The organism is Latilactobacillus parafuchuensis (assembly GCF_055271665.1).
In genome coordinates this window covers 626,372-638,851 of sequence record NZ_CM143875.1, presented here as the reverse complement: position 1 = coordinate 638,851, position 12,480 = coordinate 626,372, and the positions used below count along the sequence as shown (strand labels likewise).

The following is a 12,480-nucleotide window of genomic DNA, read 5'->3' as shown; positions in this document are numbered from 1 at the left end:
AGGAAACCATTATGAAGTTCAAATTAATGAAAGCATTGATGGCAACGACGCTCTTAGTTTCTAGTTTAACCGGAATTGGGGCTGTATCAGCGGCAACTGAAACCAATACCGATCAGGCACAAATCAGAATTCACAAACGGATTTTTCCGGCGGGTGAAACGTCAACGCTGACGCAAAATACGGGTGAAATCATGAACTTTGGTGGGAAAGTATTGAATGGTGCCGGTTTTAGTATCTATGATGTAACCGATGAATACTATCATAAATTAGGCGATAAACATAGTGAAACGGAAATTAATACCGTCATTTCCGAAATTCAAGACGAATCAATTAGTGCAGCTCCCGATTATGCAACTAAAATTGGCAATGAAATTACGACGGCCGGTGAAGGGATCGCTGATTTTGCTAAGTTACCAATCCATAAGGGTGGGCAATACGCGGCGTATCTTGTTTTAGAAACAACAACGCCGGTGACGCCGACTATTACTAAAAAAGCTGTACCAATGGTCGTTGTCATGCCAGTCTATAAACCAGGAACAACCACCATTAATAGTCAGATTCATCTCTATCCTAAGAATGAAACTGGCGAAGATCAAAAGGTGTTAACGGATCAAGCTGATTTTACTGAAGTTGACTTTAACGGGACTAAATATCCGAACGTGAGTAGCGGTGCTCTTTTAAACTACGCATTGACGGTAAATATTCCGGTAAATATTGCGGAAGATAATGTCCAGTCTTTTGTTATTCAGGATGCACCTAGTAACGGGTTAGCGCTAGCTGATTTAGCAGCCGTTAAGGTGGGCGATTTAGTGCAGGGTACGGACTACACGATTGCAGCAACTAATAATGGGTTTGAGATTACTTTGAAAACGGATGCCCCTAACGTTAAACAATTAGCGGGTCAAAAATTGTTAGTGACTTATCCAATGGAGCTGACGGCAAGTGTTGATCCGGATCAAGTGATTCAAAATAAAGCAACTATCAGTGTTAATAATCAACCAGGAACAGATTTAATCGTTAAAACGGTAACGGGTGGCAAAAAATTCAAGAAAATTGATGCACAAACGGATAAAGGATTAGCTGGTGCCCAGTTTGTTGTTAAAAAGGTTGATCAATTCGCGATGTTTAAACAAGACCAAACGGATACGTATCTATTCGATACATGGGTTTCTGATGAAGCACAAGCGACTAAAATTAGTTCTGGGAATAATGGTCAGTTGTCGGTTGTCGGTTTAGCTAATGGTAATCACTCATTGATTGAAGTTAAGGCGCCAAATGGTTATTTGTTAAATGAGAATAATCGACCAACGAAAGATTTCACAGTGGTTGCTGGCCAATTTAGAACGGAGACCATCAAATTTGAAAATATTCGCAAAGGTGGTTTTTTACCACAAACCGGTAGCATTGGTATCTACGCCTTCGTTGTAGTTGGGTTAATGCTAATGGGCGGGGCCTACTTCTGGAATCGTAAAGTAAAACGTTAATCAGGAATTAAGCCAATGAAAAAACAGGAGAAATCGCGTTTAAGTGCCAAAAAGTTAAAATGGGTGATTATTACTTTATTTATTACCGGCTTGCTCATCTTTTGTTATCCCTTTGTGGTGAGTTTCGTCAATAATCAATTAGACCAGATTAGGATTGAACGGTTTCAACAAAAAATGAACCAAACCAATGGTCAGGTGCGACAGAAACGATTGCAAGCATTAAAAAAACGAAATCAAGCGTTAAAAGATTTAGGTGGTGTGCCCAAACAAGGTGAGGATCCCTTAACCGCGACGGTGGCTAAAAATGATCTTAATCGGCAGTATTTTGAAGAACGTTTATTAGGCAGTTTGTCGATTCCAAAAATCAAGAGTCAATTACCATTATTTGATCGGACCAACCCGGAATTACTCGAAAAAGGGGTGACTTTATTGCAAGGCACCTCGTATCCAATTGGTGGGCAAGATACCCATTCAGTTATTATGGGACATAATGGGTTGCCGAATCGGGTGTTACTGACTAAATTAAATCAATTAAAAAAAGGTGACCGGTTCTATATAGAGGTATTAGGTAAACAATTGGCTTACCAAGTTAAAACCAAACGAATCGTGAAACCATCGAATTTGAAAGGTTTGGAAGTGCAACCGGGTCAAGATTTAGTAACGTTGGTGACTTGTACGCCATATACGGTCAACAGTCATCGATTGCTAGTGACCGGTTATCGAGTACCGTTGAAACAATCAACGCCAAATCAAGCCAAACAAACGACTAAGAATCAGCAATGGTATTGGTTATTGGGTAGCGTCTCAATTGGTGCGTTAGTGATTGGCGGTGGTAGCCTCATTTGGCGGCGGCGCCGTTAATTGAATAGAAATTCATCAAAAAAAGCCGAATCAGCACGATTCGGCTTTTTTGGTGGGTTTAATGACCTTGCGGTAACTGAATTAACGCATCGTGGATTCGTTGACAATCTTGAAAGGTGACTTGGTTTGTGACGGGAATCGGCGAATGATGATTAGTGGGCGGTTCGTGGTGGGGATTAAAAAATAAAAGATCAGCCGGTTGCTCTCGATGTGGATTGGCAACGAAAGTAAAAGAAAATAGACTTTTAAAACGTTGTTCAATGAGGGTCTGAACGGCGTGGCAATCTTGATGGGAATCATAACCAAAGAGACCGACTTTAAAGCACTGTGTTGGTTTTTCAAGTTTGAAGAAGTGAGTCAAAAGTTCATGATAGCGAGTCGCTAGTTGTTCCATTAATAAATGGGTGGGGCGGTGTTTTTCAAAACGGATAAAAGATTGAATCGTTTGGCTGATTTGTTGGATTGGATTAGGGGTCGCCGTGGGTGATTGCGCATGGGGTTTAGTTAGCAACGGGAACGCAACCTGAAACCGCTTGGCGAGGGTAAAAGCGTAATTAATGGCTAACAGACTTGGTAACGCTTGGGTATCAGCCGTTAATCCTTGGACGGTAAATAGTGGGAGAATTTGCGCCTTAAAAAGATCGATTAATTGATGTTCATCTGAATCGACGATTTGATGTTGGTTTAGGGCAACGTGATTGAATTGTTTAATTAAATAAAAATCGTCTCTAGTCTGGCTGTAACAGAGAAATAAATTGAGGTCGGTGGGGCTGAGGTTTAATTGGGCAACTAATAGTTTAAGGCGACTGGGTTTGAAACAGTTTAATAGTTGCTGGTTAACGGTTTTGTTTTCAGCGGACAAGGCGCGTTCCGTGGTTTCTTTAATGTGCACGGGTTGGCAACGTAATAGCCCGACTAAAAAGCTGTAATGGGTCAGTTGGGTTTTTGTTAAATGGATTTTTTCACCTTCAAAAAATAAGCGCAAACTAGCGGTGACCACTGTTTGTGAACTATTGGTAAACGGCCAAATTTGATAATTAAAACCGGTTCTGAAGAATTCTAGAAAATAGGCCATCAATTGAAAAGCGTTCCCGCTAAGCCGGTAGTGTCCTGTTCGTTTTTTGATTGAAAGTGCATAGGGAGCTAAGTGGTTCCGTAAAAGGGCCATTTTTTTATGGAGACAGGATTCACTGATGTAGAGTTGGTGACAAATTTCGAGGGTCGTGAGCTTAGTAGATTGCATGAGCAATAACAACAGTTGAACATTGCTGTCAGCCGCCAATAGGTGAGCGCGAATCAGCAAACTGTTCAAATGTTGATGGGGGCCAGCAATGACCAATTGATGTAAAGTTGAATGACGTTGAATTAAAGTTTGGTCAAGCCAAGTTTGGGCTAATTGATTGATTTCAGTCAGGTAGGTATTAATGAGTTTACGACTGCAGTTGAATTCTTGTGCTAAGGCGCTTTGAGTCCAACTGTTGGGTTGATCACGAATCAACGTTAGAATTTCAATTTTGATAACGGTGCGGTCGTGTAATAGCTCGCGATTAAATATCATTAAGGCCTCCAATTAATAAGTTATTAATTATAGTGTAGCATGTTTAAAAAGTGAGATGCACGCAAAACGATTATTGTTAAAGACTGGCAACATTACATTGTAGGCAATTAAAAAAGGCGACTAGCCCGAATTGGGCAGCGTCGCCAGCATTAGTAATTAATGATTGTTGCCAATGATTATTTAGCCAATTGATAACTTTGATTGAGATGGTGTTCCAACGTTTCAAGTGGTGTATTTTGATTTAGGATAATCGTCAGCCAATGGGTTTTATTCATATGATAGCCGGGGAAGAACCGTTGGTGATCAATCAAGGTCGGGAGGATGGTAGGGTCGACCCGGACATCAAGAATTTCGACGATTTCATCGCTGTCCAAGCCAAGTTTGCGCTTAGAGACAACTAGAATGGCCGCGTACCATTTATGTGAATCACGTCGCCGTAAAACGGCATTTTGCGGCGATTTAGCCCATAAAAATTCGGGCTGATTCGCGTATTGCTGGTGGGCGTAGTCTAAAAGTGCGAGCGTTGCCGGTTGGCTAAAAATCGTCACCTGAAAGCAACGGTCAGCCAGTTGTTCAATCTGTTGCCGCACAGCTTGGCGTAATTGACTGACGAACGGGCCAGTCGCTTGTTCCGATTGATAGGGTGGATAAGGTAATTCGGTTGTATTATCTGTAATTTGAGTCGTCAGTTGCTGATCAACCGTTAACAAAACCGTTAGTGTGAATTGTTGATCGAGAATGGTGGTCTGGTAACGATAATCCCCGGTCGCGGTCTGCTGAAAACCATAAGCTAGCAACTGTTCGGGACGCGTACTTTGGGTAGCGATTAAATCATTGAGAAATGTTTGATGGGTATACATAGGAAGAAGCCTCCGGGGGTAACGAAAAAGGATTATGTCAATTAAAATTAGTATGGCGGTGTTGGCTAGTAAATGCAATTGAAGTAGCTTTTATTTTGAGAAAATAGGAGTGCGGGTAGTTAATCAGGAATGAATGACGTCAAAATGATTGTACACAATGTACTTTGCTAGATTTTTAATTCGGTCAAAAATCCAGGAATAATAATGATTGAATAGGCTATGAATACTTAAAGGTATAAATTATACTTAACTGTACGTAATAACGTGTTGAATAATATTGAATTATTTATTTAATGTGATTAATTTTTTAATTCAGGAGGATGTTTAAGTGAATAAACTGAAAAAAGGGTTCCAAATAATATTAATGCTGATGATGATTTTTACGCAATCAGGTATTGTCAACGCGGTTGGCAATCAGAGCGTCAAAGTAAGTGGCGACGATCCAGGCGTAACGATTAAAGCGACTGATCCAATTGAATCACGATGCCAAGTTGAACTTGATGTGACCGTGTCGAGTTCAGCCGGTAAATTGGATGAAGATGGTAGCGTCAATGTGACAATACCCAAGAGTATTGTAGAAGATCCGAGCCAATTAGCAGATGATATTGTGATTGGGGATCCTTTTTATCTTGGTTCGCCAGCCTATACCGATGACGGTAAGGGCAACTATGTTCTGAATGTTAAATACGATCATACCAAAATTGACCAAACTTCAGCTGTTGGTTATACCTTCAAGGTGATGTTTAAAGCCCCTTATTTTGTTGATAATAGTACAATCCCAGAATCAGTTGATTTCAACACACAACTGAATGTCGGTAATAATCAGGTCAGTACCGACCAAACGACCTCTCAGACTAAGCTTAGTCAGACAGGCCAACCCGCATTTATAAAGTATACTAATTTACCGTTTAAAACGATTGACGGTCAAAAGACGTTCCTCTTAGATACGACTGCTGGGACAAAAGAAAATACGTTTATTCTAATCGTTAACTATGACCGCCAATCATACGATGATGTGACGATTACGGATCAATTACCTGCTGATACGACTATGGCTGATGGTAATTCGATGTTGACCGGAATGACGAGTGGTGATGCAACACCCTATCAACATATTAATTTGTATAAGGTTGATAAATGGAGTGCAGCTGGTACCCCAGAACATTTTACTTATGTGACTTCGCAATTAACGAATGATATTACCACGACCACAGATTCATTAGCCATCCATCTTGGCAAGTTAACGAGCGATGATGCTTACGTCATTACTTATGGGTTGAACGTCGATCCTAATATGACTGCCGAAACATTTGGTACTCGGTATAATGATGCCCAAGAATTAAATAATAATAGTGTGATTAATCAAAGCAAGATTCCTGTAGCGATTAATGAAAATCAATATCAAGCCGTCACGTTAAATAAAAGTGTCGATCATAAAACGTTGGCCACTAAAAATGGCGCGATCACGTATTCATTAGATTTATCTAGCCTTAACGATAAAGTTAAAGCGGGAACGGTGATTACTGATCCGTTACCAGCGAATACGACATTTGATCAAACGGTTAGTTATGATGCTGATTATGTCTCGGCCGTTAAATATGATCAAGCTAGCAATACAATCTCATATACCTTGTTAAAAGATTTAGAGATGGGTAAAACGACGACGATTAAATTCAAAGTCAATTATAGTAATCCGGACGCCCAACCGGGAGAAAAAATTATCAATAAAGCCTCGATTGATTATGCGGGGAGCGATATCTACAGTAATGATGCGACGACGACGTTAAACGGGAGTGCCTACCTCTATAAAACGGATAAAGAGACTAAAAATCCGTTAGCGGGTGCGACCTTTAAGATTGTCGATACTTCAGGGAAAGTGGTTGCTGATCAATTAACGTCCGATGCGGACGGTTTTATTAATTCAGGTTTATTGGAAGTTGGCGATTATTCGTTTATCGAAACCAAAGCGCCTGCTGGGTATGAATTAGATGCCACGCCAATTCCGTTCAAGGTGACTGAAGGTCAAGAAACACCAGTTAACTTGGCGGCCATCAATCAGTTAACCCCTGGCGATGTCTTGTTAACGAAACAAGATGACCAATCTGGGGATGTTTTGCAAGGCGCCGTCTTTGAATTGAAAGATGCCGATGGTAAAGTGATTCAAAGTGGTTTAACGACTGACAAGCAAGGTCAGTTGAGTGTAACGGATTTAGCACCCGGCGATTATACGTTTGTTGAAACGAAAGCCCCGACCGGCTATGAACTGGAGACAACACCAATCGCTTTCACCATCAAAAAGGGTCAAACGAGTCCGGTTAAAGTGGTTAAAACCAATCAATTAAGTCCCGGCGATGTTATTTTAACGAAAAAAGATCATCAATCAGATGTCACTTTGCAAGGTGCGGTTTTCGAACTGAAAGATAGCGCCGGTAAGGTCATCAAAACGGGCCTAACCACTGATGCGAGTGGTCAAGTTTCTGTGACGGATTTAGCGCCCGGTGATTATACATTTGTTGAAACGAAAGCCCCAACCGGCTATCAACTCGATAAAACACCTGTTAAATTCACGATTACTAAAGGCCAAACAACCGCCGTTAAAGTGGTTAAAACGGATAAATTAATTCCCGGTAGTGTTATTTTGACCAAACAAGATCATAAAGATAGTGCAACACTCCAAGGTGCGGTCTTTGAACTAAAAGATGGCGCTGGCAAAGTCTTACAAACGGGCTTAACGACTGATGCGAGTGGTCAAATTGTCGTTAAGGATTTGGAACCAGGTGATTATACGTTTGTCGAAACCAAGGCCCCAACCGGTTATGATCTCGATCAAACACCCGTTAAATTTACGATTGTTAAAAGTCAAAGTAGCGCCGTTAAAGTGACTAAGACGGATAAACTGACGCCGGGCAGTGTCATTTTAACGAAGCAGGATAACCAAGACGGTTCAACACTGCAGGGTGCTGTCTTTGAATTAAAAGATAGTCAAGGCAAAGTCTTACAAACGGGCTTAACGACCGATGCGAGTGGTCAGATTGCCGTCAATGATTTAGAACCAGGTGATTATACGTTTGTCGAAACGAAAGCCCCAACCGGTTATGATCTCGACCAGACACCAGTTAACTTCACAATTACTAAGGGCCAAGCAAGTGCGATTAAGGTCGTTAAAACCGATCAATTAACGCCCGGCAGTGTCATCTTAACCAAACAAGATCATAAAGACGCTTCTGTTTTACAAGGGGCTGTTTTCGAATTGAAAGATAGCAATGGGAAAGTCCTACAGACCGGTTTAACGACCGATGCGAGTGGTCAGATTGCCGTTAATGATTTAGAACCCGGCGATTACACGTTTGTCGAAACCAAAGCGCCCATGGGTTATGACTTGGACAAAACGCCCGTTAAATTTACGATTGTTAAAAACCAAGGGAGTGCGGTTAAAGTCATTAAAACGGATCAGTTGACGCCGGGCAGTGTTCTCTTGACCAAACAAGATAACAAAGACGGTTCAACACTGCAAGGTGCGGTCTTTGAATTAAAAGATAGCGCTGGTAAAGTGCTCCAAACGGGTTTAACGACCGATGCGAGTGGCCAAATTGCGGTTAAAGATTTAGAACCAGGTGATTATACGTTTGTCGAAACGAAAGCCCCAACCGGTTATGATCTCGATAAAACGCCAGTTAAATTCACCATCACTAAGAATCAAGGCAGTGCGGTGAAAGTGACTAAAGCCGACCAATTAACACCTGGCAGTGTCATTTTAACGAAACAAGATGATCAATCTGGAGAAATTTTACAAGGCGCGGTTTTTGAATTAAAAGATAGCAAGGGGAAAGTCCTCCAAAGTGGTTTAACGACCGATGCGAGTGGCCAGATTGCCGTTAAAGATTTGACGCCTGGGGATTATACGTTTGTCGAAACCAAAGCGCCAACGGGATACGACCTCGATAAAACGCCAGTTAAAGTAACGATTGTAAAAGGGCAAACAACGGCCGTTAAAGTCGTAAAAACGGATCGATTAACACCAGGGAGTGTTGTTTTAACCAAACAAGATCACAAAGATGGTTCAACGTTGCAAGGTGCGGTCTTTGAATTAAAGGATAGCGCTGGTAAAGTTCTAAAAAGCGGTTTAACGACCGATGCGAGTGGTCAGATTGCCGTTAATGATTTAGAACCAGGCGATTACACGTTTGTTGAAACCAAAGCGCCAACCGGTTACGATCTCGACCAAGCACCAGTGGCCTTTACAATAACTAAGAATCAAGGTAGTGCAGTCAAGGTGATTAAAGCCGACCGGTTAACACCGGGTAGTGTGATTTTAACGAAACAAGATAACAAAGAGGGTTCAACCTTACAAGGTGCGGTCTTTGAATTGAAAGATAGTGCTGGTAAAGTCCTGCAAACTGGTTTAACAACCGATGCGAGTGGCCAAATTGCCGTTAATGATTTGGCACTTGGTGATTACACATTTGTTGAAACCAAAGCCCCAACCGGCTATGACCTCGATAAAACGCCGGTGGCCTTCACAATTACTAAGGGCCAAACAAGTGCGGTTAAAGTGACCAAAGTGGATCAATTAACACCAGGTAGTGTGCTCTTAACGAAACAAGACAATAAAAATGGGGCAACACTCCAAGGTGCGGTCTTCGAATTAAAAGATAGCAATGGCAAAGTTTTACAGAGCGGTTTAACGACCGATTTTAGCGGTCAGATTGCCGTTAATGATTTAGAACCGGGTGATTACACATTCGTTGAAACCAAAGCACCGACGGGATATGAATTGGATAAAACCCCTGTTAAATTTACAATTACTAAAGGGCAAACAAGTGCCGTTAAAGTGACCAAGACGGATCAATTAATTCCGGGTAGTGTGATTTTAACCAAACAAGATGCTCAAACCGGTGCTGCATTAGCCGGTGCCACTTTTAAAATTATGGATAATCAACAAAAAGTCATTAAAGAAGATTTAAAATCAAACCAAAATGGTCAAATTGTGGTCACTGATTTAGCACCCGGTGACTATACGTTTGTTGAAACAAAAGCGCCAACGGGGTACGTTTTAGACGAGACACCAGTAGCCTTCACGGTTAAGTCACAAAAACAAGCAGTTCAAGTGACCAAAGAAAATCAACAAGCAACCCACCAAGTGCGGGTTGAAAAAAGAGCACAGACCACTAATCAATTATTGGCCGGTGCGGTGTTTAAATTAGTGGATCAAAAAGGAAAGACTATTCAAACTAATTTAGTCACTGGGCAAGACGGAGTCGTTTTATTGAAAGACTTACCAACCGGACAATATCAATTAGTTGAAACCAAAGCGCCTAAAGGGTATCAATTAGACCCAGTACCGTTAAGTTTTGAAGTGACTCAAGCGCAGAATAGTTTGACACTCGTCAAATACAACACGCTAGTTACTAAGCCAAAGCAACCAACGAAACCAACCTTTAAATTGCCACAAACGGGTGTAGCGGCTAGCAAGTGGGCTATTATTCTTGGTGGTCTGGTCGTTATTCTAGTGGCGATCATTTATTGGTTTAGAAGTCGTAAGAAAAAAATCGGCTAATGTTTAATCGATAAGACTGAAATTCTTTTAGCGTGAGACGTGACAGTAGACAAAAGAGACTACCAACCAAGTAATGACTGGCAAGTAGTCTCTTTTGTCTATCTTATGGAATCATTTTTTGTTGATAAATTTTCTGGTTTTAAAAAATGCTGGAAAATAGTTCGAAAATAAGTCACCTATATAGATTATTAACCGATATACTGAATCTATAGCCTAATTATTAATGGCAAAAATAATCGCGAAGCGGACTAATTGTGACAACACTTTGGGATGAATCGATAATTGGGCAACGGTGGCCACCTATTTAGTCATTGATAAGTAGGATTGGAATTATTTTTGATTATCAAAAAAGAAGTCATCAATCAATGCAAATGGAGTTCATTATGAATTTTAATTACTTATTAACTGAAGACGATCGGTATCAATACTATATATTACAGTATTTAGAGTTAAACAAGACGAACTACATGTCAATTGACTTAGTCTGCGAATTTTCGGGGCTGTCGAAGTTTAAAGTTAAAAAATATTTAAATCAATTAAATCACGATTTAGCCGAACTTGGGGGAGCTACGGGTATCGATATTTTAGATAATAGCGAGATAACGGTTCAAGCGTTGAATACTTTAATGGTCAAAAAAATACGATTGCAATATTTACAGCAATCAGGCATCTATTTATTGTTGCAAAATGCGGTCACGGAAAACTTAGGAATCGAAGCTTTTGCCAAACAGCATTTCTACAGTAAGTCGTATACGTATGCTTTAAAAAAGCAATTGACGAAATTATTAAAAGAATATCAGATTGAGTATCGAAACAATGAACTTCATGGGGATGAACTGGTCGTTAGAAACTTTTTGTATACCATTTACTATGATTTCTATAATGGTTTGGACCGTGTTTTTACGCGCGAAATTGAGCAATTAATTGAACAGTTGGGCAAACAATTAACGCGTTTCTATACACTAGATTTATCGTTAGTTAAAAAGATGAAGCTTAATTTATTTCTAGGCGTTTGCATTCAACGAATCCAGCGACAGCATACACTGAGTGTGGTATATTTTACGACAGATGATGTGACTGATAAGGGTGTCAGTCTGATTGAAACGGTTTTGAAATTAAAATTAGGCTCGGTAGTTAATCAATGTGAATGCGATTATATTTTAACGTTTCTATTTGCTGAAAATATAACAACTACTTATTTGGGGCAAGCTCGATTAAAGCAATTTGAAGTCGTAATGGCTGGCACGCAAGCGATTAACGGAATTATTATGCGGGAATTGGCCTTGCCGACGACTGTTGAAGAACCACTTTATCAGCAGCTGGTCACGGTTAATTTGCGGTTAGCGTTATTCTATGCCGAAGTCAGTACGTTTACTTCAGAACATCAGATTACGTTTTTTCAAGAAAGTTATCCGACAAGTAGTCGGGTTGTGTTAAAACAATTACCGACTTTTTTAGAATTAGCGACCGTCAACTCACGGCTGCGAGTTAGTTTGTTCTATCAATATTTGTTCGCAATTATCGAGAGTGTCCCCTATCAAATATTGAATCCTGCGATTTACGTGTGTGTCGATTTTAGCATCGCGCAATCTTACACGCACTACATTGAAAAACAAATCATGGGTTTTAAAAATCTAAATATTATTTTAGAAAAAAAGATTACTCAAAAAACGCAGTTATTTGTTTCTGATTTTGCACAAGAGGCGTTAAAAATTAATCAAATCATTTGGAAGAACCCGCCAAGTACCGAAGATTGGGGCGACTTTGGTGATTTAATTATTCAGATAAAGAAGGGGCTGGTGTTGGATGAAGAAGCTAACCAATAGTATTGTCTTGATGGCGATATTAGTTGCGCAGGCAACCAAGCCCTATCTCTTCTGGGCTAAAGAAAAACCGCAATTAACTGAGAAAGGCCCTACTGAATATCAAGCGCGTTCACAAGACGATGAGTCCGTTATTATTTTAACCAAGAGTAACCAGCGGATTAATCAAGAGCAACGGCGGATTGTTTTGCAGGATATAACGAGTCTAATGGAGAGTAATATTATGAAAATTGAGGCAGCGAGGCAGCCAACTGTTCCTGAAACACATAGTGAATTAGGCAAATTATTGAGTCGATTATCCGGAAATGTATTATTTGGGGAAAAGAAAAAATAGAGG

At 40.4% G+C, this 12,480-nt stretch carries 7 protein-coding genes; 5 read left to right on the top strand and 2 right to left on the bottom strand.

The window, feature by feature from the left end:
* Window positions 1-11 precede the first annotated feature (11 nt).
* Both ACVPPQ_RS03460 and ACVPPQ_RS03455 read left to right on the top strand, forming a co-directional pair.
* On the top strand, window positions 12-1,484 hold the full coding sequence (locus ACVPPQ_RS03460) for a SpaH/EbpB family LPXTG-anchored major pilin (RefSeq protein WP_463495713.1): 1,473 nt from the start codon (window positions 12-14) through the stop codon (window positions 1,482-1,484).
* A gap of 15 nt (window positions 1,485-1,499) precedes the next feature.
* The gene (locus ACVPPQ_RS03455) at window positions 1,500-2,345 is read left to right on the top strand and encodes a class C sortase (RefSeq protein WP_463495712.1); all 846 of its coding nucleotides are present in this window, start codon (window positions 1,500-1,502) and stop codon (window positions 2,343-2,345) included.
* Window positions 2,346-2,403: 58 nt separating this feature from the next.
* Here the strand turns inward: ACVPPQ_RS03455 and ACVPPQ_RS03450 are convergent, their stop codons facing one another.
* Window positions 2,404-3,903 carry a helix-turn-helix domain-containing protein gene (locus ACVPPQ_RS03450; RefSeq protein WP_463495711.1) on the bottom strand — a complete coding sequence of 500 codons (1,500 nt, stop codon included), beginning with the start codon at window positions 3,901-3,903 and terminating at the stop codon, window positions 2,404-2,406.
* Window positions 3,904-4,079: 176 nt separating this feature from the next.
* Window positions 4,080-4,763: an MmcQ/YjbR family DNA-binding protein gene (locus tag ACVPPQ_RS03445; protein WP_463495710.1), complete on the bottom strand. Its 684-nt coding sequence runs from the start codon at window positions 4,761-4,763 to the stop codon at window positions 4,080-4,082.
* A 328-nt stretch (window positions 4,764-5,091) separates the two neighbouring features.
* Between ACVPPQ_RS03445 and ACVPPQ_RS03440 the strand changes: the two genes are divergently transcribed.
* From ACVPPQ_RS03440 to ACVPPQ_RS03430, 3 genes are all read left to right on the top strand, one after another.
* Window positions 5,092-10,320, top strand: a complete 5,229-nt coding sequence (locus ACVPPQ_RS03440) for a SpaA isopeptide-forming pilin-related protein (RefSeq protein WP_463495708.1) — start codon at window positions 5,092-5,094, stop codon at window positions 10,318-10,320.
* Between the two features lie 383 nt (window positions 10,321-10,703).
* Window positions 10,704-12,146, top strand: a complete 1,443-nt coding sequence (locus ACVPPQ_RS03435; protein ID WP_463495707.1) for a helix-turn-helix domain-containing protein — start codon at window positions 10,704-10,706, stop codon at window positions 12,144-12,146.
* Window positions 12,127-12,477 carry a hypothetical protein gene (locus ACVPPQ_RS03430; protein WP_463495706.1) on the top strand — a complete coding sequence of 117 codons (351 nt, stop codon included), beginning with the start codon at window positions 12,127-12,129 and terminating at the stop codon, window positions 12,475-12,477. Before ACVPPQ_RS03435 ends, ACVPPQ_RS03430 begins: the two co-directional genes overlap by 20 nt.
* The last annotated feature ends 3 nt before the right edge of the window (window positions 12,478-12,480 follow it).